The following is a 22,715-nucleotide window of genomic DNA, read 5'->3' as shown; positions in this document are numbered from 1 at the left end:
TCTCCAGTGATGCACGAACAGAGCCTGCTGATCATCGATGACGAAGAAGATATGCTTGAAGGACTGAAACGCGTCCTTTCCTATGAACTTGCAGGTGTTGAGGTTGTCACCGACGCCAACCCTCTGCATGCCCTGGAATTGATTCGTACTCAGCGCTTCGACCTGATCCTGCTGGATATCCGGATGCCGCAAAAAAACGGCATGGACCTGCTGGTCGACATTCGCCTGCTCGACCCCCATGTCACCCTGATCATGATGACCGCCTACGGCAACATTGAAACGGCGGTGGAATCCATCCGGCGTGGCGCCTATGATTTTGTCACCAAACCCTTTGAAATCGCCGATCTTGTGCGGGTAATCAAAAAAGGTCTGGAGCGCAATCAATTGATCCGCGAAAACCTCAACCTGCGGGCCAAAATCGGTCAGGATAGTGCTCTTCAACACTTTGTCGGCGAAACGCCGCCCATGCGCCGACTGTACGAGACGATTCAGACCCTGGCCCGTACCGATTATACTGTCCTCATCCGTGGCCAGAGCGGTACCGGCAAGGAACTGGTGGCCCGGGCTTTGCACAGCCTGAGCATAAGGGGGGCGCGCCCCCTACTGGCGGTCAACTGTCCCGCTATCCCCGAACATTTGCTGGAAAGTGAGCTTTTCGGCCACAGAAAAGGGGCCTTTACCGGTGCCGACACCGACCATGTCGGGCTGTTTGAAGAAGCCAATGGCTCATCCCTGCTGCTCGATGAAATCGGCGACCTGCCGGTGAATCTGCAGACCAAATTGCTGCGGGTCCTTCAGGAGCAGGAACTTCGCCCTCTGGGGGGTATAAAGAATAAAAAAATCGATGTGCGTATCCTGGCAAGCACCAACCAGAATCTGGAGAGGAGAATTGCTGAAAGAAAATTTCGGCAAGATCTGTTCTACCGCCTGAACGTGGTCACGGTACAGACCCCGGCGCTCAGCGAAATCCGGGAGGATATTCCGCTTCTGGTCGACCATTTGAACAGAAAATTTGCCGGAGAACTGGGGATCCCGATAAAACGATTTTCCATGAATGCCCTGGAAGAATTGAAGCAGCGACAATGGCCGGGAAATGTGCGGGAATTGCAGAATGTTGTGCGCAGAATACTTCTGTTCTGCCAGGACGAGGTCGTCCAGTCAACTCACCTGCATGGGTTGGAGCATCCCGGCATGGACGGGCGTTTGGCGGCGGGGCATTTCGAAAACGAGCCAACCGGGGTCGAACCTTATATCCAGGCGCGTGACCGGTTGCTGGAGGGGTTCACCCGTGAGTATGTGCAAAACCTGCTCGGCCTATCGTCCGGCAACATCACCAGAGCTGCACAGCTTGCCGGTCTCAGTCGCGTGGCCATGCAGAAGATTCTCCGGCGGACCGGTATCGACCCCGCGGTTTATCAGCATCAGAAAGAGCCCCTCCCCTGAGCAGTTCTTCATCAGCATTCCATCCGCGGTCAATCAATCATTCGATGGATACCCAAGATATTCATTCACGAGGCGCAAGCAACCAACCTGACGGGCTGCAGTGATCCTGAGCGCGGCAACCCGATGTCGGCGGATGGAGTGGTAAGCAACTATTCCTACCGGGCGATCATTGCTCTCAGCATATCAGCGCAATTTTCGGCATTATGACTCATCTCATGCATATGCTCGAAAAAATGCAGCAACTGATAAACCGATTTAAAGTCATCTTCCTCTTTGAACAACTCGGCAAAAATCTGGGACTTGATCCGGCGAACCACTTTGTGCTGCACTCTCACCGCCCGATACTTCTCTTTGACGGATTGCCGATCCATGATATCTGTATGCACCAGCTTGACCGTATCCTCCAGAGCGGGCTTCAACATCTCCACCGTGCGTGCCGCCGCCTCCACCATGGCCAGACCGCTGCCCCGGAGTGCATCGGACAGGTGTACATCGTGGATGTCGAGCCAGTCCAGGGCATCCTGGGCGGAGTCAAGGATGTTGTCCTGGGCCCGGGTATAGTTGAGAAACAGGGTCTTGTCCACGGCCATGAACAGACTGTGGGGAAGATGATTGCGGATGTTGCGTTTGATTTTATCAGCAGTCTCCTCGTAATTGTCCAACTCGCTTTTCAAGGTCAGAAAATCCTTGCAGGTCGACCCGCCACCGATGTAACAGAGCAGGGACTCCTGGATAAGCGCCATGGCCCCCTCGATCTGGCCATAATGTTCCAACAGACCGTCCATGGGTGAACGTCCGCCAATCAAACTGAGAATAGGAATGCGCATCTCTGACCTCGTTACCGCACCCGCCGAACCGTTTACAGAACCGTCCAGCGGAGCAATTGGAAAATGACAATGGATGTAAAGGCTGCAATGGGCACAGTCAGCACCCAGTAGACGACAATCTTACCTATGACACGAAAATCCACGGCGGCAAATCCCCGTGCCAGTCCCACCCCGACCACAGAACCCACGGTGGCATGGGTGGTGGAGACGGGCATACCCAGACTGGAAGCTGCCAATACGGTGGTGGCTGCCCCAAACTCCACGGAAAAGCTGCGTGAATTGGTCAGCAGGGTGATCCTTTCACCCACCGTTGCCATGACCTTGCGACCGAGCACCATGATGCCCACGGCAATCCCCAGGCCTCCTCCTATCAGCAGCATGATGGGCACCTCAGCCCGCGGTGCCAGAGCCCCGGTGGTGGCGATCATCCAGATGGCCGCCACCGGGCCGACAGCATTGGCTACATCATTGGCGCCCAGAGATAGAGCCAGATAGCAGGCGGTGCCAACCTCCATTCGCCGGAACACGGCCTCTACGGAATCCGGCCCCACTTCCACCCCTTCAAACAACTTACCGACAAACCAGTAGCCTAAGCACCAGATCAATCCGGCAATAAGAGCGATGACTCCCAGAGAGCCGGAAAAGCTCCATCCCAGTGATTTGCCCAAGGGCATTTTAAAAAAAAAGGAAAGCAGGACCAGTGTGGCGGTCATGGCCATCCAGAATGGCGCCCACAGTTTGGCGTTTCTGACGAAGTCCTGTGCGGTGAGAACATTCCGGCGGATATGCGTGAAGACCAGAAAGGCCAGTACGGCCCCGAAAAAGGGAGAAATAATCCAGGAGAGGACGATACCGACCATGGTTCCCCACTGCACCACTTCCGGTCCACCCGCAACCAGACCGAAGCCAAGGATACTGCCCACAATGGAGTGAGTGGTTGACACCGGAAATCCGGTGATCGTGGCCAGGAAAACCCACAGACCCGCGGAGAGGAGTGAAGCGAGCATCCCCAGCATCAAGACATTATTGTCATCGATCTGTTCCGGATTGATAATGCCCCTGGAGATGGTGGCGGCAACGTTGGCCCCTAAAAAAACCGAACCAAGAAAGGCGAGGACACCGGCAATCAGCACGGCTTGACGAACAGTGAGGGCTTTGGAACCGACCGACGAGGCCATGGCATTGGCAGCATCATTGGCGCCGATACTGAAAGCCATGAGCAGTCCGCCGCCTATGGCGAGGACCAGAACAATGGTGGCTATGTCCATGCGGGTAGTAAGTCGTGGTTAAACCCAGACAGGGCAGTTTGTATCAAGGACGGCAGACATGTACCCAAAGAATCCACACCTGTCAAGGCGATACGAAAAGAAAAAATCTGCTGGACTTTCTCCCGAAGGACTTGCCCTCCTTCCAAGCCCTCTTGTTCTCCCGAAGTATGGTATGCCGGGGCTCAACGATCACTTGTTACCTGCACCTGTGAATACGACAACCAAACCTCCACCCCTTTCTCAGGAATGCATCGATCAGTACTCCGGCCGATGCAGGTCAAATTTCTTCATGCGATATCCCATCTGTCTTTGCGTCAATCCCAGCTCACGGGCCGCCCGTGACTGCACCCAGCCGTTACGGATCAAGGCGGATTCAACCTGTTCCCGCTCCAGATCCTTCAGTGATTTTCGTGTCCCCGGTGGAGTTGCGACCGAAGCTGAAGGGAGAACCGGGTCAACGGACGCAGGCATTGGCTTTGATTCGGGTTTGAGCATATACTCCGGCAGGTCTTCGACCCGGAGGACATCACTTCCGGCCAGGATCACCAACCGCTCCACCAGATTCTGCAGTTCCCGCACATTTCCAGGCCAATCATAGTCGGTGAGCAAGTCGAGGAACTCTCGGGTCATGCGCAGTGCTTTTTCGTTGCGGGCATTGCTGGCGCGAAGAAAATGATCAAGCAGCAAGGGAATATCATCGCGTCGGTTGCGCAACGGCGGCAGATGAATCGGCACCACGTTGAGACGATAATATAAATCATTGCGGAAAACACCCTGGGCAACCGCCCGATCAAGGCTGACATTGGTGGCAGCGATGATTCGGACATCCACGCTCCGGGTCCGTGAGTCACCCAATCGTTCAAACTGCTGCTCCTGCAGCACCCGGAGCAGTTTCGATTGCAGGGGTAACGGCAATTCACCGATCTCGTCGAGGAAGATGGTCCCCTTATCGGCCTGCTCAAAACGACCGATACGGGATACCACCGCACCGGTAAAAGATCCTTTTTCATGACCGAACAGTTCGCTTTCCAGTAGATTCTCCGGCAAGGCGGCACAGTTCACTTTGATAAACGCGTTCTTGGTCCGGGGACTGGCATCATGCACAGCCCGGGCAACCAGTTCCTTGCCTGTTCCTGACTCCCCCAGCAACAGTACAGTCGCCGATGACGGCGCCACGCGATCGATACTCCAATACACTTCCTGCATGGCCTTGGACTGACCGATGATCTGATGACGATGATGCCGACCTTGTAATTTTTCCTTGAGGCTGAGGTTCTCCAGAACCAACTGCTCCCTGTCCTTGCGGATAGCACGGTTAAGACTGAGAAACTGGGCGATCAGGGTGGCCAGGACAGTGAGAAAACGGACATCCTCTTCAAAGGAGATATCGGCGCCGAACAATCGGTCAACGCTGAGCACCCCGACGGTTACCCCGGAAAGGATGACCGGCACGCCGATAAAGGCGATGGTCTTTTTGGATATCTTGCCGCGTGCGCCAGTCCGGTTGAGAAAAAGGGGTTCACTGTGTACGTCTGGGACAATGAAAGGAGAACCGGTGCTGAAAACCTGTCCATAAATCCCCTCCTTGAGGCCATACACTCCCCGCTGTTCCTCGGCCACGGTGAGCCCGTAGGAAGCCCGGATAGCGAGATGCTGACCGGATTCATCCAACAACGCCAGGGTTGCCCGTTCCATGCGCAGGGTATCATGGAGCACCTTGAGTATGGAAGCCAGCGCCGAGTCCAGATGAACCGCGGACCCGATGAGCTTGACAATTCGGTACAGGGCCTGCACTTCCAAGGCCGCTGTAGCGGCACCATCACTGTCGGTATACTCTTTGTCTTTCTCTAGGTTGTTCATTGCTCAAGCTTGCCCATGGTAATGGTCCTTGCCCACCTGACTATCATTACCAATGCAAATTACACACCCAAAAAGTACCCTCCATCAAATCATACAGATATATTGTATTATTCAAACATGTTAAGCACCACCTTTCCCTCCAGGCTCCACCGATTCACCTTTTTTTTTAACCCACACTTTATTTTGCTTTCAAATTTGTTGCTCCGCCTGGCAGGTTGCTACAAAAATGAAAAACCACAGCGCTCCATTGAGAAGCAACGACGTGAAAAAACCAGTATCAATCAAGCCTCCGATGAATATGATGCATGGTTGCCTCCTTGATGATGGTCACGATTCTGGAGTCAACAGCAAAGGCCTGGGCGGTGAGGGCCTGTTGCAGGGAGGGAAGCGATTCAAGCAGCAGGTCGTGAAAACTATCCGGATTTTCAGGGTCAAGCATCCCCGGATCAGCGTTAAGAACCGCTGTGTACTGTACCGAGATTTCACCGTCAAATCGCTTGAAAACGGTGATCAATCTGCACAGGGTCTCCCCCGACCCGGCCCGTATTGTTTCCTTATCCTCATTGCGGCGAATAAACTCGTGCACCACAGCAGTAAGCGCCTCCTGTGGTCCCGGAAAAAATTGCCCCAGGCCAAAAACGTTGGCAAGCACTGTCACCAGTTCACCAGTCTCGACCTGTCGCATCTGCTCGCCGGTAAAAGTATAAATTTCATCGCGCTCCACCAGGACGGCATTCTGCTGTTCCCCTGCGACATATATGTATCGATCCATAACTGTGGCTCCCATTGTCATCTCATTTTTGTTTTCCGACCGGAAGGACCGTCTTACAGCCTCTCCTTCCCCCCGGACCCTCCACTGCCGGTACTGTTTCGACCTGCGACTTCGACCAATGGTCCGGGCCCCGGCAAACATGGCGCCGACCATCCTTTCCCTGCGAAAGGCCCGGTCGTCTTCCGACAATCGCGCTTTGATCAGGGCGTACGTGATGAATCGTTTCCTGAAATCCTGTCGTGTCCATCGACTCAATCGGAACCAATCTCAAGCCCGGTATTGTCCCAAAAACACGGGACAACAGCCCGACATAACCCGACATAGCCCGATGTCGAGACCCATGCCACCCCATGTCCACTGACAAGACCCGCGAAAAAACATACTTTGCAGAAAACACGCATGCTGCATGGATACCGGTCAACAACAATCAACCAAAGGAAAAAGGAGCATCATCATGAAAACTGGAACTCTTCTTTGCAGTCTTCTGGCCCTTGCCGTTCTCTTTGTGGCCACGCCAACCAGACAAGCCTCTGCCTCTGACGTCTTTTATGTGCGGACGGACCTGGGCGGCCTTTTCATGGCCTTCACCAGCACGCCCCAGCACACGAAGAGAATCTATCACCCGCCACCGCCACCACCTCGACACTACAAACGGGACAAGGGCAGACATCCCATTGTGTCCACCACGACCACCTACCACTATGGCCCGCCCCCCTGCCCGCCTCCGAGAAAATATTCGCGACCAAAATACTATACACCGCCACCACGAGTCCATGGGTATAACAAACATCGACCCTATCGCCACTATAATCGCCATCATCCACACGCCCCGCGGTACAGACGCTGAGCAGTCGTCGGCTGATATCATTGGGGCAATCGATCAAGGGAGTGTTGAACCAGTGCTCTGGATCCGTGAAGGGTGGGCTGCTGTTTGGATTTTCTTGTCCTGCACCGGGGGTATAATGGTGGAAAAATTATACGCAGTACCCCTGGATCCGTGAACGGTCCCAAGTGCCGTGATTTGTCCAGATACGGCTGCTCGCTCAAAGCCCCTCCATGCGAGCAGCCGTATCCAAACCAAGAAGGCAAGATGGCAAGATGAGAAGATCCATGATCGCTCAGGTCATTCAGACCCGGCCTGCCCCCCGGCCTCTGTATCGGAGATATCGGAACGAGAAGCATCCCTTGGCGGCAACAGTCGTCCCCGAAAAAGGGAGAAATAGATTCCCACGGTACAGAGCAGAGCGGAAAGCGTAAAAACCGCTTTGATACTGGTGAGAAACGGACCATACACGTGGGGCTCGATGGCCTGCCGCCCAACCAGCAGAGCCAGAGCCACGGTGGCAATAGCCATACTGACCATCTGCCCCAGCAACCGCATGGTGGCGGCAGTTCCCGAAGCTATGCCATACTGCTTTTGTGTCACCGCACCCATGATGGCACTCATGTTCGGGGAAGAAAAAAGAGCGAATCCGAACCCGAGCAAGAGCAGGTTGACGGCGATGATGACCAGCGAGGTCTCTGGCTGCAGTTGCGTAAACACCAGCATACCCACCACCGTGATACTCATCCCTGCAGTGGCCAGCAGTCGCGGCTCGACACTGTCTGAAAGGCGGCCGGCAAGCGGAGAAAAAACAGCCATCATGACCGGCTGCACCATGAGAATGGCTCCGGCGGCCTGAGGAGACATCCCCTTGATATACTGGAGATACAGACTCATCAGAAAGGTAACGGCAAAAGTGGCTGAATAATTGAGCAGGGCTGCCATGCTCGAATAGGTAAAAGGACGGTTGGCGGAAAACAGCGAAACTTCGAAGAGAGGATGGGCTATGCGTTGCTGCCGACGAAAAAACAAGAGCAGCCCCAACAGACCGGTTGCAATCAGCATCCAACCGCTCCACGAAGGAAGGATTGAGGCCCCGTAGATCAGAAAAGAGAGAGCAGCGGCGTAGAAGATGCTTCCCAGGAGATCAAACCGTTGTCGGCGGACATCAGCCCATTCGCCCTTCAGAAAGAGCAGGGTCACGATCACAGAACCAAGTCCAAGGGGCAACATGAGCAGAAAGATGCTGCGCCAGCCAAAATGCTCGGTCAGGAGTCCACCAAAAAATGGCCCCGCGGATAACCCGATATAGACGGCCGCGACATAGATGCCGATAGCCCGGCCGCGTTTTTGGGGCGGAAATATGGAGGTCAGGATAGCCATGCCGGTGGTCACGAACATCGCTGCTCCCAGACCCTGCAGGACCCGAAAAAGGATGAGCGAGGTGGAGCTGGCGGCAAAGGCCGCACTGGTGGCCCCCAAAGTATAGACCAATAAGCCTGCTATGAAAACTTTCTTCCGCCCGTGCATGTCGGCGATTTTTCCGGCCGGCAGTAGGCAGATGGCCATGGCCAGCAGGTAGGATGTGGCTACCCAGCTCAACTGGACCGCATTCAACCCCAAATCAGCCTGGAGATCCGGCAGGGCCACGTTAACCGAGGAAAGCATGAACGGTCCCATGAACGAAGTCAGAGTGGCGACGAACAGTGCGGATCGCTCAAGGGCGGCTTGATGATCGGCGGAAGATTGCCCGGAATCCATAACCACACCAAGAAAAAAAACGCCAGACCGTGGTTACCTATTGCAGGTTTTTCAAAACCGATACACCAAGGTGGCAATGAGAAAATAATTGAGGACCCCGAGAACATCGATGGCGGTGGTGACAAACGGTCCCGTGGCCACGGCGGGATCGACCTTGAGGCGCTCGAATATCATCGGCAGAAGGACGGCAAGGATAGCAGCGCAGGTCATATTGACCAGAATCGTCAGGCCAACGGTCTGACCAAGCAGGATACTGTCATGCACCAGGTACCCGAAGAGAGCGAGAATCACCCCGTAAAAGGCGCCGAGAAGCAGCCCGACGCGCAGTTCTTTGAGAACCAGGCGGAAAGCATCGCGGGTATTGACCGCCCCGGTGGCCAAGCCGCGCACGGCAACCGTGGCGGACTGCACGCCGACATTACCGGCCATACCGATGATGATCGGTACAAAGGCACTGAGAATGATGATCTGTGCAAGCATATCCTCAAACTGCCCGATCACCATGGTCGCGCCAATTCCACCAATGAAGGAAGCGAACAACCAGGGCAGACGGATACCGGCAATCCTGAAGGCGGACTGGGTAAAAATTTCCGACTCACTGGTCCCCGCCATCCTGAGCATATCACGGGTCGTCTCTTCTTCCATGACGTCAATGACGTCGTCCACCGTGACCATGCCGACAAGGACATCCTGATTGTCGACAACGGGAATGGCCAGGATACGGTATTTGTCCACCAGCATGGCGACCGTAGTCTCATCGGTGTCGGTGGAGACCTTGAGGACGCTGCGGTTCATAATCGCATGCAACGGTGTGCCGGGATGCGCCAGCAGAAGTTGGCGCAGGGAAACGACACCGACCAGGCGCTGCTGATCATCGGTCAGATAGAGATAAAAAATCATCTCGACGTTTTCCCGACCACGGATGTTTTCGATGGCCTCTTCAACGGTGAGTGCCTGTGGCAGGGAAAAATAGTCTGTGGTCATGATACCGCCGGCACTGGACGGATCATACTTCAACAGACTTTCGACCTCCTTCTTGCTGGCCGCATCTAATAAGGCCATGAGGCGGCCGCGCTGGTCTTCCGGCAAATCGCCGATGAAATCGGCAAGGTCGTCCGGCGGCAGATGTTTCAACACCACTGCCAGTTTTTCAAGCGGGGTTTCCGCCAGCACCTTCTTGCACAAAGCTGGGGACATTTGACTAAAAACGTCAGCAGCCATGGCATTGTCGACAATGGCGTTGAAAATGCCCGTCGCATCAGTCAAGGGCAGGTCTTCGAGAATCTCGGCCAGGTCAGCCGGATGGATGCGGGACAGGATATTCCCCAGTGACGCTTTGGCATTACGCCGATATAACCGATTGATCGTCCCGACAAGCCGCTTTTTCTTGCTCAGGTACGCGGCGGTAGCCTGAGGTTCGGTGTTTGCATTGATCTGCATTGTTATGTCATCCGGGTTCTTGGAGCCATGGGCGAGTTATCTCCGGCGAGAGACCGGAAAAAGCGCAGGGGAAATCGCAACCGTCCACTTCAAATCAATGAAGCACGGTGAAAAATGTGTATCGTAACAGCAGGCCCTTCTCTGCGCAATGATTGATTCCAACACGACCCCGGGAATATAAAGACCTGGCTCCGTGAGCGCTTGTCCGTTTCTGGTCTGCCCTGACCGGCCGGAACAGCTGCCCCTTGTATCTATCTCAATGATTCATTTCTGAAACCGTGACGGCTGGACTCTTGTTTTGGATATATATAGGATTTTTATTAAAAAATCGATCCAGGTTTCTTGACAGTATTGTCGGCCTCCTGCCAATCGACCTATTACAAAAACAACCCTCCCCGGTCAAGACATTTTCTTTTTTAAAAAAACCATTATATATTAAATAATTGCATGCAATGACATCCCAGAACAAACCGAAACCTTCCGCACAGCAACATCATCTGGCAATAAAGAACAACGTGCACCGGCTACAGCCCTCCTTTACCGCCGGACTCGTTCTTTCCTGAATCCGTGATGGCTGGACGAACGCTCACGGATCCAGGTCTTTTCCAAAAAAAAGGGGCGGAATATTTTCCGCCCCTGCAATCCGGTCAACAGGCCGACCGGTTACTTTTCTCTTGCCGTGTCGGGCAATTAATGAAGCTTCTCCATGATATCTTTCATGTTCTCCACCCAGATGTCGACTATGGCATCGAACTCAGCCAGCCCCTTGAGCACCGACACACTTTCGATGCCGACTTCGGTCAGCACGCTTTTCCACGAACCCTTGCCATCTCCGGCCATATCATTGATGGCGTGGTCACCGGCAACCGTCATCAGCGGGATGAGATACGCTTTTTTGATCCCTTTTTCGACCAGGGCATCTCTGATCTCCTCAATGGAAGGACTGACAGATAACGAGCCCACATACATGTTTGCATCCGCCTGCTGCGCTTTATACATCATTGCAAAGTAGATGGCATCACTGGGGTGGTGAGTGCCATGACCCATGAGGACAACAGCTTCATCCGCCTGACGCTCCCGGGGAATGACATGGGTCAAGATGACCTGGATAACCGCATCCATGGCCGCAGTACTGCCGAGCAGGGGATAGCCGACCTCAACCTTGTCAAAATTGTGCCGCCAGCCGATCATCTGCTCGAACAATTTGGTGTTCACAAATACTTCATGAAACTCAGCACCGGGGATCATGTGCAAGGATTGCACCAGAACCCTGTCATACCCGTCTTCCATCAACCTGGCCATGGCCATCTCAGGGGAGTCGATCTCTGTACCGTTTTGGGCGAGTTTTTCGCGAACGATGCTCGATGTATACGCCCAGCGAATTTCCGTGTCCGGAAAAGCAGCTTGCACACGTTGTTCAATGGTGACAAACGCCTCCTGAGCTCGGGGTATGCTGGTGCCGAAGGTCACCAGCAGAATGGCCGGATCCTTGTCGCCTGCCGCGACAGGCCCATGATCATGACTGTGACTATGACTGTGGCTGTGACCGTGACTGTGACCATAGCCTGTCATCGGCAGAAACAGTGCGAACAGCAGAGCGAATAAGAGCCCTTTACTCAAACGATCCATCCATCTTCCTCCAATAGTAATAAAATATACAGGACATGGGTACAGGCACATCAGGTTGGACAATCATGTGCACCTGGACCCGCTGAACGATTTCCCCCTGATCCAAGGGCAGGGGGAAAGCAGGTCGCCGGTTCAAACCGGACGAAACCTGCCTGAAAGGCACCTGGATCCGTGAGCGTTCGTCCGTGCGTCAGCTTTATTGTCTGTGACCGTTCGATTAAAGTAGACTTTATCGGACGGTCACGGGCAATGAAGATGGCGTGCGGACGGATGCCCCGAAGGGCGGCTGGTGAAAAATATCCCAAGGATTACGCTACAATTATAACCTGATTACAGCGAAATATGTCCCAAAAAAGCATCCAGCCGTCACGGATTCAGAAGGCAGAAAAGGGCGAGGTGACGACAACCGCCGGCAAACAGTGCCGTCACCTGCATACCGGACATGGCAGGGTATGCAATCCCCAAATCACAACAGTGTTCTCTGCAACAGGCATCTTCGTCCGAGTGGGGCAGCAGTCGCAAAGGAGCTGCACCAGCAACTACTACCTGAGCCACTGAGCCGGAGTACCGGACAAAAAAAATCCCCGGATCAGTATATGATCCGGGGATGCCCTGGTAAATCCACGTATCGCTGCCATCTTTCAAATCCTCGGAAAGTGGCTTCAGCGTTTCAGGCAGGTATTCTGACTTCCGGATCGTCCTCCAGCCGCGTCTTCCCAACCATTGGTCAGTGACGTATCTGCGGCCTTTGTCCCCGGTTACAGCGGCGGGCCCGTCTCCGATTTCCACGGAGTTCCCTCTTATTCCTGTAACGGAACCTGAAACTTACACCAAGAAAACCATGATCAACAGGAGAAGTCAAGCAGAATTCATGGGTTTGACAGGCAACGAACCACAGTGTAGCATGGACCCGTGAGTGCTCTTCCAGCCGTCACGGATTCAGGTGCAGGTCATGATTTCCAGAATACCAAAGGAGAATACTTGCCGTTCTCCGCTGCAGTCGTTACACTTTAATATAGGAGACACACTCTTTCGTCAGCTCACATTGTCCTGCTCCTGGCAGACCATGGCCAGAGACGGTGCAAAACCTATCGACGTGACGATCTTTTTTTCCTGGCCGGTGCCGCTCTATGCAACAACCCAATAATAGACACTCTGCACCTGCGATATCCATCAGGATTGCCCTTCCGGCCCTGCTCACCATACTCCTGTTTGTCACCGCCACTTTCGTCATTATCCTGCCCACGGTGAAGGAGAGCCTTCTGGATAAAAAAATGAGCATGCTCAAGGATATGTCAAAAATTGTCTATGATATGGTCACCTTCTACGAAAAAAAGGAGCTTTCCGGTGAGATGACCAGGGAGGAGGCGCAGCAGAGGGTCATCGATATTATCCTCGAACTCCGCTACGGACCGGACGAAAAAGATTATTTCTGGATCAATGACATGGACGCCTTGATCGTGGCTCACCCTTATCGCCCCGATCTCCGGGGTGAGGCGGTTCCCGATCTCCGTTTCCCCACGGGAGCAAACCTGCTCGAGGAATTTGTCACGGTGGTGGAAGAACGCGGTGAGGACTATGTTGAATATCTCTTTCAATGGCAGGACGATCCCGAGCGAATCATTCACAAGCTCTCTTTTGTCAAAGGCTTTGCCCCCTGGAACTGGATCATCGGCACCGGTCTCTACTACGAGGACGTCAATGTGGAGATCAGCCGGATCGCCAAGCAGCTCAATGCCGTTGCCTTTGCCATTCTCCTTATCATCTCTTTTCTGGCTTTTTATATCATTCGCCACACCGTGCTGGCCGACCGGGTCCGCCGTATTATCTCCCAGGAACGCGAACGTCTGCTGGTCGCCCTGGAAGTTAGCAACGCCCGCTTTCGCTCCCTGGTGGAGGCAACCAGCGACTGGATCTGGGAGATTGACGCCCAGGGTGTGTACACCTACAGCAGCCCCAAGGTTCGGGACCTGCTGGGCTATAAACCAGAAGAAATCATCGGCAAGCACTTGATCGACCTGACCGTGCCTGACGAGACCGAACAAACCCGCCAGCTCTTCAACAAGCTCATCGCCAACCGCAAACCTTTTACCGGGTTTGAGAACAACTGCCTGACACGCGACAGCCGGATTGTAGTTATTGAAAAAAATGGAGTGCCAGTGTTCAGTGATGACGGCGAGCTACTGGGGTACAGAGGGATCTCCCGGGATATTTCCGAGCGGAAAAATGCCCTGGCAGCCCTGGAGAAGAGTCGGGACGAACTCCACAAAAGTCTTGAGGAAACAGTCAGGTCCCTGGCTTCGGCAGCGGAAAAACGAGACCCCTACACCGCCGGCCATCAATTGCGAGTCGACACCTTGGCCTGCGCCATCGCCCGGGAACTGGGACTGCCGGAAAAGCAGATCGAAGGACTGCATTTTGCCGCCCTGCTCCATGACATCGGCAAAATTTCCCTGCCTTCGGAATACCTGGCCAAACCCACTCGTCTTTCGGCACAAGAACAGGCGATCATCAAGTGCCACACCGAAGTCGGCTACGAAATTCTCAAAAACATCCCTTTTCCCTGGCCTGTGGCTGAAATCGTTTATCAGCACCATGAAAATCTCGATGGTTCCGGCTACCCACGCGGTCTCACCGACAAAGATATTCTCCTGGAAGCCAAGATTCTGGCCGTGGCTGATGTGATCGAGGCCATGTCATCCCACCGCCCTTACCGCCCTTCTCTCGGCCTGGAAACAGCCATGGAGGAAATTCGTAACGGGCGGGGCACCCTCTATCACCCCCAGAGCGTCGATGCCTGCCTGCACCTGATAGCCGAGGGAAAAGTGGACTTGACCGCCAAGGCGTGGTGAGTCAACAGTCGTTACCAATCGATTGGTTTGTACCAGTGCGGTGACTACGCTTCAGTATTGTGAATGGTCACACAGTGCAGGTACAAAAACGTCTCCCCTTGGATGTGAAATCGATTGTCAACGCTTGTCCGGCGGCGCGTACTCACAGCCCATCAATCCGCAATATTCCCCCACATATTCGGCCTGCGGCCTATACAGAGCCGGTTTCCCCTGGGCATCAGCGAACTGCTCCTCAACGATGTGGGCACACCAGCCCGCCACCCTGGAGATAGCAAACACCGGGGTCATCAGATCCATGGGAATACCCATCTGATAATAGACAGGGGCGCTGTTGAAGTCGACATTGGGCTGAATGGTGGTCTTCCCCTGGCGGGCAAAGACGGCCAGAGCGGTCTTCTCGATGGTCTCCGAGATCTGCTGCCATCTGCTCCCGGTCTGTTCACTCAACCGCCGCCCTATCCGTTTGAGATACACAGCCCGGGGATCACCGGTTTTGTAAATGGCGTGCCCCATGCCCATGATCACCTGGCCCTGTTGCAGCTGCCCTTGTACCCATCCTTGAATATCGTTTTCGCTTTCCAGAGTCAAAAGCATTTCCATGACCTTGGCATTGGCACCACCATGCAGGCTGCCGGACAAGGCACCTAACCCGGCAGCCACTCCTGCATATATACTGGCCCGGGTGGACACCACTTCCCGGGCAGCAAAAGTTGAGGCATTAAAGGTATGGTCGGCATGGAGAATCAGACAGATGTCAAGATCACGCGCCGTGGCGGCATCAGGTTTTTCCCCCTGCAGCATCCACAGAAAATTGGCGGCATGATCAAGGGCAGGATCAGGGGACAACACTGGTTGATCCTTGCGAATGCGGTGCCAGGCCGCCACCAGAGTAGGCATGCGGGCAATCAGGCCAACGGCACGATCGAGACAGGCCTGACGCTCCTGGGAGGTGCTGTCGGCCTCGGTCATGGCAAGCAAGGGGATACTGGCCTGGAGCACGGCCATGGGATCGGCATTTTTTGGCCACAGGCGCATACTGTCGAGGATAAATTCCGGCATCTGACGGGCCGCATTAACCTGGTCGGTGAAAGCGCTCAATTGCTCCCTGGTAGGAAGGACTCCATGCAGAAGCAGAAAGGCAGTCTCCAGGTAGGTGGAATGGTCAGCCAGATCTTCAATCCGGTAACCGCGATAGATGAGTACCCCTTTTTCACCGTCAATGAAACTGATGGCGGAATCAGCGACGGTGACCCCCCGTAAGCCGATATTTTTCACACGAGTCGGTTCGGTCATTGCCTGCCTCCATAGCATGCAACCGCGGTGCTGCGTCGCGGTCTTAGGATGTAATGTCCATCAATAGATGCCACCAACCGACAATCTCATTCGGTCAGGGGGCAATCTGCTTTTCCTCGGTTTCCACATCATCTTGGGATGAGCAACTTGTTTCCACTGCCGATTCTCCCTTTCGATCATTGAATTTCGCTGTCGCCACCTGCTCCTCAGTCATCCGGGCGCTGCTTACAGGGGCTGCGTTCCCCGCTCCTTTGTCGATGGAAAACAGAGGACCGACTTCAGTCAGATAAGCTGCAAAAGCCTTACCATACAACTCCCAGATGGTGATGAACAGGGCAGCGATGATGGGCCCGATAATCAACCCCAGAATGCCAAACATGCTGATGCCGCCAAGCGTCCCGAAAAGCACGAACAGATCGTGCATCTGCGTATCCCTGCCGACCAGTCGTGGCCGGAGCAGATTGTCCAGAGGGCCGGCCACAAGACCACAGAGCACCGCCAGAATGGCAGCGCCGATAAATTGTTTCTGCAGGGCGAGAATAATCAGGGCCGGCACCCAGACAAGGGCTGTGCCGACAGCGGGGATAATGGACAGCACCGCCATGACCGTCGCCCAGAACACCGGGCCCTGGATCCCGGCCAGATAAAAAGCGAATCCGCAGATCCCTCCCTGGAGGATCCCGATGATCATCGTCCCTTTCAGGGTTGCCCTGGTCACCGAGGTGAAACGCAGCAGCAGTTGCTGCGCATCATTGTTATCAAGGGGCAGAAAGTAGAGAATCTTGCGCAGCAGCACCTCGCCCATGGTGAGGAAATGAAACATGGCATAGAGCATGACCAGGGAGCCAAACACGGCATTGACGGTCAATTTGGTCGCCGAGGAAAGACCGTCGATGAACAAAGAAGAGGTGCCGGCAACTGCCTGACCCGCTTTTTCGACAATGAGATCCCGATATGGCAGGATCTGCTGGTAATAGGGAAATCCCTCCAGATAGACGGTGAAGGCATCCGGTTCAGCGAGAAAGGACTGCACCCAGGGTGTCACAGACTGACTGACGGTAATGGCCTGGCCGATCACCACCCCCACCATGAGCCCAAGCGGCCCCAGCACCAGGCAGACGGAAGCGGCCACCACCAGGATGGAGGCGATATACCGACGTCCCCCCAGGAGACGGGTCAACCAGCGATGTGCCGGGCTGAACAAAGCAGCAAAGAGTGCCGCCATGAACAAGGCCATGAGGAACTGGCGGATCATGGTGAGAAAGAGAGCGGAAATACAAACCACCAAGGCCAGCAGAACCCCTTTGGCAACACCTTCCCGGCTCATCGCGTACCCTCCTTGTCCCCCATTCGCTATCATGAACCTTGTAACCGATCTCCGCGGACACACATTCCAGCGGGCAAAAGTTCATGGGGAAACGGCCTGGACCAGCACCGAGGTCAGCCGGGACAGGTCAGCCGGTTCAATAATATACGGCGGCATCAGGTACAGTAGACGGCCAAAAGGTCGGACCCAGACCCCCTGCTCGACAAAAAATCGTTGCAGCGCTGCCATGTCCACCGGCTCCCTCACCTCGATGACGCCGATGGCCCCCAACACCCGGACATCAACCACATCCGGCAGCTCACGGGCCGGGGCCAGTTCTTCGCTAAGCTGCAGGGAAATCGCCGCCACCCGAGCAGGCCAGGAAGTGTCCAGCAAAAGTTGGATCGCGGTCCGGGCTACATGACAGGCCAGGGGATTGCCCATGAAAGTCGGCCCATGCATGAAGACGCCGGCCTCGCCATTTGAGATCACGGTCGCCACCTCGGTGGTGGCCAGGGTCGCGGCCAATGTCATATAGCCACCAGTAATCGCTTTGCCCACGCACATGATATCCGGCGAGACCCGGGCATGCTCGGCCGCGAACAGCAGACCGGTGCGACCGAATCCAGTGGCGATCTCGTCAAAAACGAGCAGCACACCATAACGGTCACACAGTCGCCGCAATCCCCGCAAATACTCGGGATGATAGAACCACATGCCGCCGGCACCCTGGACAATGGGTTCGATGATCACGGCGGCGGTTTCTTGATGGTGCGCAGCGAGCAGCTGCTCCATTGCTGCCAGATCCTCTTCATCCCAGGGTCCGTCGAAACGGCAGCGCGGTCGGGGCGCAAAAAGCTGAGGCGGCAGAGAACGGGCAAACAGGGAGTGCATGCCCGTCACCGGGTCGCAGACCGACATGGCATGAAAGGTGTCGCCATGATAACCACCGCGCACGCTAATCAGCCGATGCTTTCCCGGGTGGCCCATGGCCTGCTGGTACTGGAGGGCCATTTTCATGGCCACTTCAACACTCACTGAACCGGAATCGCAGAGAAAGACCTTATCTAGCGACTCCGGCGTCAGGTCGACGAGCAGCCGCCCCAGTTCCACCGCCGGTTCATGGGTGAAACCACCAAACATGATATGGGCCATACGCTCGGTCTGTTCCTGCACTGCCTGATTGAGTACCGGATGGGAATACCCGTGAATGGCGCACCACCAGGATGACATGCCATCGATCAGTTCCCGACCGTCCTCCAGGCGAATGCGCACCCCTTTGGCGGAGGTTACCGGATAGACCGGCAACGGCTTGGTGGTCGAGGTATAGGGATGCCAGAGGTGATCGCGGTCAAAGCTGAGCAGGTCCGGATACGTCATAATCCTCTCCGCGGATAAAGGTGAACCCCATGGCCGCAAGGCGTTGCAGATCCTCGGCCACGGTGCTGCCGGTGGTGGTCAGATAATCGCCGACGATGGCACCGTTGGCTCCGGCGGCAAAGCATTGATACTGATCATCGCCCAACTGCTGCCGTCCACCGGCCATACGGATGACCGCATCCGGATTGATGAGACGGAACAGGGCCACTGTGGTCAAGACCTCTTCCTTGGACAGAGGCGGCAACTGGGCCAGCGGTGTTCCTTCAATGGGGGTGAGAATGTTGATGGGGATCGATGTAATCTCCAGCTCACGCAGCTCAAAGGCCAGGTCGAGACGGTCTTCCATGGTCTCTCCCATGCCGATGATACCGCCGGAGCACAACGACATGCCCATCCGCCGGGCCACTGAAAGTGTTTCGACCTTTTCCTCCCAGGTATGGGTGGTGCACACCTCGGGGAAAAACTTCCGGCTCGCCTCCAGGTTACAGTGATACCGGCTGACTCCTGCCTCGCGGAGCAGCTGGCAGGCTTCTTCATCGAGAAGACCGGTGGAAGCACAAAACGACATGGTAGTGGCAGACGCCATCTGCCCGTAGAGCCTGGCCAGCTCGGTTGCGGTCTCCAGCGACAGGTTGCGGCCACTGGTGACCAGGGAAATGCGGTGGACACCGTGCTCCTCGTTATGAGCCGTCATGGTCAGGGCGTCCGCATCGGCGATACGGGTATAGGTGGTGATGCCGGTATGGTGGCGGGCCGATTGGGCGCAGAAGCGGCAGTTTTCGGTACAGTTACCGCTTTTGGCATTAATAATCGAACAGAGAGCAAAGCGATTGCCCCGGAAATGACGACGTATGGTGTCGGCGGTTTGGTACAGTTCGGCCCGGTCGGCATGAAGCAATGTCAAGGCTGTTTGTTTATCGATCCGGCCTCCGGCCAGAATGGTCTCTTGAACCTGTTGCACTATGGTGTCCATGGGGATGTATAAGGATAAAGAATGGGGGAATGATGGATTTCAATCACGGGCGCTTTTGATATCCCGGGGTGGCCCGTTGACGATCATCTCAGCGATAGTCTGCTTGATTCGGGGAAACACACCGCGTCTATCGCCAAGAAAGCGGGCTTCCAGTTGCGCAAGCCGTTTGTACACAATTGTTCTGTCCATGGCTGGGGCCCCGGATTCCCCGTCAGGAGAGACCTTGACCAGTTCCTGACAGCGAAAACAACCGGGAAAACGCTGATGCCGGCCATCCGGACGGGTCAGGGTCGCCGGCACACCATGGGTGCGGCAGATCATCAGCCGGTGCGAATAGAGGCCGCATCGCCCATCTTCATTGAGAGGGCACATGAGCTGCGGTCGTTCCCCGCGAACAATGAGCCGCCGGCTCTGGTCGACATACTCATGCGCTCTCTGTATGATTCGATCCAGCCGAGCATCGTCAAGACCTCGAATCCCCTCCCAAAGATAGGCCCATTCACTGTAGGTGTAATGCAGGAAGTAGGAATCGCAACAGTTGTCCGGACACCCTTGACAGCTCATGGCCAGAGCGTCGGCAACCTCATCGTAGGCCGTGACCATGGATGCATAGATTTCGCGGATCTCACAGGAAAGCTCCGGCGGCAGAAACAGTTCTTTCATGTTGAGCTCCCCTTTTAAAGAGGTTCTTCAAAAGATTGCACCTGATAGACAGAAAAACGGAGGGTACCGGCACGCCAGGCCTGTTCAGCCAGACCTGCCTTACGACACAGGTGACCTAGAAACTGCTCCGGGACGGGAAGCTGATGCCAGACCTGGGGTAAAAAAGTCGCACTTGCCCCGCCTGGTCCTTGGAGAATGACTCCGTCCCTGCCAGGTCGCAAGCGGTGGAGCAGGTTCGCCTCGTCTGCTGGCTCCAACGGTTCAGGGTTGGTGAGTACGGACACCTCGACTTGAATATGCGCCAGTTCAGCAGGGGCAACCGGCGAAAACCGGTGGTCGTCAAAGGCCGCATTGAGGGCATGACGGCCAACACCATCGACAATGGATTCCCCGGCAACCAGGCTGCCGATGCAACCCCGCAGTTCTTTATTTTCAGTATGCAGGGTGACAAAGACCCCCCGATGTTCCTGGAGGGCCGGGTCCCGCAGGTCTGCCTCGGCAACCGGTGCCGTCGGCTCGAGCCCCAGTTGTTCTTCTATCCGTTGGCGGGCGAGGCGAACCAGGAGATGCCCCTGCTTCTGGCTGAGTCTATTCATACCTTCTCCATCGATCATGGGTGGAAAACACTCCAATCTATTTCACCAAGTGCTCCTGTCAACAGAATTATGATATTCACCGTGATATTACCTTACTGGAATTTTGTCTGCAAACATGTCCCTGAATCCGTGACGGCTGGACTCTTGTTTCGGATATATCTTGCTGTACGCATCTTATACTTGTCGCGGAATCCTTGCCAATACCTTTCACCAGCCGCCCTTCGGGGCGCTCGCTCACGGATTCAGGATGTTCTCAACCCTGAACTCAAGGAAAATACAAGGGGGATCCGGAGGAAGAATCGTTGAAAAAACGTGGCAGAAATAACCATGTTGTTGTTGAAAAAGCAAAAAACCCGCAATCCTTGTTGAATTGCGAGTTTAATGGATATCACAAAAATGGTATCGGTCGTAGACATGGCGGAGGAGCAGGGATTCGAACCCTGGGTGGAGTTACCCCCACAACGGTTTTCGAGACCGTCCCGTTCAACCGCTCCGGCACTCCTCCTGAGGTGCCGGTATTGATACCGTGTTCTTCCGGAAACGTCAACAGTTCCATCGAGATATTGACTTTGTTCCTTGCGGTGGTTAAAAGGAGAAACATCGGCATCACAATGCGGGAGCGGCTATGTATTACACTGGAATACTGAAAAGTTTTTTTTCCTTTCTTTTAGTTGTCTGCTGCCTGGTCTTTCTGGCCGGATGTGCGGGGGTCTATGGCCTGCGGGACGATCCCAGAATCTCGATTGCCGATATTCGTGTTGTCGACGCCAAACCCATGGAAACGGTGTTCCTTGTTCAACTGCGAATTCTCAATCCCAATGATATTCCCCTGGACCTGCACGGTATCCAATGCGATCTGGAAATCGACGGTCGCCCCTTTGCCAGTGGCATCGCCGCCAGTGACCAGGTGGTTCCCGCGCATGGCACCGCGACCATTCCGGTCCAGCTTTATGCCTCTGTTTTTGACATGATTTCCTCGGTGGTTGATCTCATCCGGATTGCAGACCCCAACAAAGCCAAAGACAAGGTTTTTTCCTATACCCTGTCCGGAACGGTCGGAATCGGTATCCAGCGCTCCCGCAAACAAATCCCCTTCACCTCCTCCGGTGAACTCTCCCTTGGCGGTTTCAGCCAAATGCCCTGAAGATCCACTCATCATACGACCCGTCCCATCACAGTGAGTCAACCGGCCCGGTGGGTGATCCTGTGACAGTGCCCGGTACCATCGTACCCTGATCCTCATCGACACCTGCATTCAGCAACGGCCACGGACAAAACCTTGCCCGTGGCCGTTGCTGAATGCGTTTATCTGGTGCCTCTCCGGAAACAAAATCCTTGGTCCATGAGCGTGCGTCAGCTTCGTTGTTCGCCGCCGTTCGAATAAAGTGCACCTGGATCCGTGAGTGTTCGTCCGTGCGTCAACTTTATTGTCTGTGACCGTTCGATTAAAGTACACTTCATCGGACGGTTACGGGCAATGAAGATGGCGTGCGGACGGACGCCTCGAAGGGCGGCTGGTGAAAGGTATTATCAAGGGTTCCGCTTTATTTACAATCTGATTACAGTAAGATATATCCAAAACAAGAGTCCAGCCGTCACGGATTCAGGGTACACTTTATCGGTCAGGTGCGGCCAGTCATGACCGTGCCAGGATGGAGTGATCTCCGTGATCACACAACTCAATCTGCCGGTTATTGCTTGCCCCTGTTCAGGCGGCAGTTCCGGAGCGATCCGCGGGATCAGGATAACCGAGGGATGGCGTCCCGCGGGCTCCGTACAGCCCGACAACTAAGGCCAGAGTCACCACGGTGCCATAAAATAGCGCCATC

General features: G+C 55.0%; 17 protein-coding genes, 1 tRNA gene and 1 riboswitch. Of the genes, 4 read left to right on the top strand and 14 right to left on the bottom strand.

The window, feature by feature from the left end; translation table 11 throughout:
• The first annotated feature begins 9 nt into the window (after positions 1-9).
• Positions 10-1,443: a sigma-54-dependent transcriptional regulator gene (locus tag JWG43_RS13365; protein ID WP_205243445.1), complete on the top strand. Its 1,434-nt coding sequence runs from the start codon at positions 10-12 to the stop codon at positions 1,441-1,443.
• A 155-nt stretch (positions 1,444-1,598) separates the two neighbouring features.
• On the opposite strand, the gene JWG43_RS13360 is transcribed toward JWG43_RS13365, so the two are convergent.
• From JWG43_RS13360 to JWG43_RS13345, 4 genes are all read right to left on the bottom strand, one after another.
• On the bottom strand, positions 1,599-2,270 hold the full coding sequence (locus JWG43_RS13360) for a DUF47 domain-containing protein (RefSeq protein WP_205243444.1): 672 nt from the start codon (positions 2,268-2,270) through the stop codon (positions 1,599-1,601).
• Between the two features lie 32 nt (positions 2,271-2,302).
• Entirely contained in the window at positions 2,303-3,538 is a 1,236-nt protein-coding gene (locus JWG43_RS13355) for an inorganic phosphate transporter (RefSeq protein WP_205243443.1), read from the bottom strand.
• Between the two features lie 255 nt (positions 3,539-3,793).
• A complete protein-coding gene (nifA, locus tag JWG43_RS13350; protein ID WP_205243442.1) occupies positions 3,794-5,398 on the bottom strand; it encodes a nif-specific transcriptional activator NifA in 1,605 nt (534 codons plus the stop codon).
• A 277-nt stretch (positions 5,399-5,675) separates the two neighbouring features.
• Complete coding sequence (locus JWG43_RS13345) at positions 5,676-6,170, bottom strand: hypothetical protein (RefSeq protein WP_205243441.1); 495 nt, start codon at positions 6,168-6,170, stop codon at positions 5,676-5,678.
• 454 nt (positions 6,171-6,624) lie between these two features.
• Between JWG43_RS13345 and JWG43_RS13340 the strand changes: the two genes are divergently transcribed.
• A complete protein-coding gene (locus JWG43_RS13340; RefSeq protein ID WP_205243440.1) occupies positions 6,625-7,017 on the top strand; it encodes a hypothetical protein in 393 nt (130 codons plus the stop codon).
• Positions 7,018-7,293: 276 nt separating this feature from the next.
• Here JWG43_RS13340 and JWG43_RS13335 read toward each other — a convergent pair whose 3' ends face one another.
• The 3 genes from JWG43_RS13335 to JWG43_RS13325 form a co-directional block, all read right to left on the bottom strand.
• The gene (locus JWG43_RS13335; RefSeq protein WP_205243439.1) at positions 7,294-8,754 is read right to left on the bottom strand and encodes an MFS transporter; all 1,461 of its coding nucleotides are present in this window, start codon (positions 8,752-8,754) and stop codon (positions 7,294-7,296) included.
• 51 nt (positions 8,755-8,805) lie between these two features.
• A complete protein-coding gene (mgtE, locus tag JWG43_RS13330; RefSeq protein ID WP_205243438.1) occupies positions 8,806-10,194 on the bottom strand; it encodes a magnesium transporter in 1,389 nt (462 codons plus the stop codon).
• A gap of 690 nt (positions 10,195-10,884) precedes the next feature.
• Positions 10,885-11,823: a sirohydrochlorin cobaltochelatase gene (locus tag JWG43_RS13325; RefSeq protein WP_240193584.1), complete on the bottom strand. Its 939-nt coding sequence runs from the start codon at positions 11,821-11,823 to the stop codon at positions 10,885-10,887.
• 656 nt (positions 11,824-12,479) lie between these two features.
• Positions 12,480-12,660: riboswitch (cobalamin riboswitch) on the bottom strand.
• Between the two features lie 293 nt (positions 12,661-12,953).
• Here JWG43_RS13325 and JWG43_RS13320 point away from each other — a divergent pair.
• Complete coding sequence (locus JWG43_RS13320; protein WP_205243437.1) at positions 12,954-14,675, top strand: HD domain-containing phosphohydrolase; 1,722 nt, start codon at positions 12,954-12,956, stop codon at positions 14,673-14,675.
• Positions 14,676-14,792: 117 nt separating this feature from the next.
• Here the strand turns inward: JWG43_RS13320 and JWG43_RS13315 are convergent, their stop codons facing one another.
• From JWG43_RS13315 to JWG43_RS13285, 7 genes are all read right to left on the bottom strand, one after another.
• Positions 14,793-15,968, bottom strand: a complete 1,176-nt coding sequence (locus JWG43_RS13315) for a citrate/2-methylcitrate synthase (protein ID WP_205243436.1) — start codon at positions 15,966-15,968, stop codon at positions 14,793-14,795.
• A 94-nt stretch (positions 15,969-16,062) separates the two neighbouring features.
• On the bottom strand, positions 16,063-17,295 hold the full coding sequence (locus JWG43_RS13310; RefSeq protein ID WP_205243435.1) for an AI-2E family transporter: 1,233 nt from the start codon (positions 17,293-17,295) through the stop codon (positions 16,063-16,065).
• A gap of 81 nt (positions 17,296-17,376) precedes the next feature.
• On the bottom strand, positions 17,377-18,654 hold the full coding sequence (bioA, locus tag JWG43_RS13305) for an adenosylmethionine--8-amino-7-oxononanoate transaminase (RefSeq protein WP_205243434.1): 1,278 nt from the start codon (positions 18,652-18,654) through the stop codon (positions 17,377-17,379).
• A complete protein-coding gene (bioB, locus tag JWG43_RS13300) occupies positions 18,626-19,627 on the bottom strand; it encodes a biotin synthase BioB (RefSeq protein WP_205243433.1) in 1,002 nt (333 codons plus the stop codon). The genes bioA and bioB overlap by 29 nt, the downstream gene beginning before the upstream one ends.
• A 39-nt stretch (positions 19,628-19,666) precedes the next feature.
• A complete protein-coding gene (locus JWG43_RS13295) occupies positions 19,667-20,290 on the bottom strand; it encodes a hypothetical protein (RefSeq protein WP_205243432.1) in 624 nt (207 codons plus the stop codon).
• Between the two features lie 14 nt (positions 20,291-20,304).
• Positions 20,305-20,886 (bottom strand): AmmeMemoRadiSam system protein A, encoded by a 582-nt coding sequence (gene amrA / locus JWG43_RS13290; RefSeq protein ID WP_205243431.1) that lies wholly within the window; start codon positions 20,884-20,886, stop codon positions 20,305-20,307.
• A 415-nt stretch (positions 20,887-21,301) separates the two neighbouring features.
• Positions 21,302-21,391, bottom strand: a tRNA-Ser gene (locus tag JWG43_RS13285).
• Positions 21,392-21,511: 120 nt separating this feature from the next.
• On the opposite strand from JWG43_RS13285, the gene JWG43_RS13280 reads away from it, so the two are divergent.
• Positions 21,512-22,030, top strand: coding sequence for an LEA/WHy family protein (locus JWG43_RS13280; protein ID WP_205243430.1), 519 nt, complete (start codon positions 21,512-21,514; stop codon positions 22,028-22,030).
• Positions 22,031-22,715: the final 685 nt, after the last annotated feature.

The sequence above is a fragment of the Desulfobulbus alkaliphilus genome (assembly GCF_016918545.1).
GTDB lineage: Bacteria > Desulfobacterota > Desulfobulbia > Desulfobulbales > Desulfobulbaceae > Desulfobulbus > Desulfobulbus alkaliphilus.
This window is presented reverse-complemented; position numbering and strand designations above follow the sequence as displayed.